The 405-nt window shown below is 44.4% G+C and carries 1 pseudogene; it reads right to left on the reverse strand.

Annotated elements, in window-relative coordinates:
• Positions 1-214: 214 nt before the first annotated feature.
• Positions 215-405, reverse strand: a pseudogene (locus tag QVP40_RS10600) (uroporphyrinogen decarboxylase family protein); the annotation flags it as partial.

The following is a 405-nucleotide window of genomic DNA, read 5'->3' on the forward strand; positions in this document are numbered from 1 at the left end:
TCCATACCACGGTGGCGATTTCCCCGGATATAAGTGGATGCCGGATTGGGAGGATAAAATCCAAGTCCCTCATACTGTTTTAAAAGCCGTTCCGGTTTTCCGTCCTTTTTAATTGTTTCCAGAAAAATTTCTTTTGCAGTCATATTCTCTCCTCCATTTCCTGATGCTGATATTTTTATCTGCAGTACCCGGCAGTACATCTCCGGGACATTTTTTATGAAACAGAAACTCCAAATCGTTCTTCATTATATCGGTTGATCTCATCGATCACAATTTCTTCTACATGAGGATAAATCGTTCCCGGTCCGCCGTAAGTGATCCCCGGCCAGTAGCCTTTCAGGTTTCCATACTCTTCACAGGCTCGCCTTGTCTCTTTTCGGATTTCCTCCTCTGTGGCATCTTCCC

The sequence above is a fragment of the Blautia sp. CAG:257 genome (assembly GCF_000433815.1).
GTDB lineage: Bacteria > Bacillota > Clostridia > Lachnospirales > Lachnospiraceae > Blautia_A > Blautia_A caecimuris.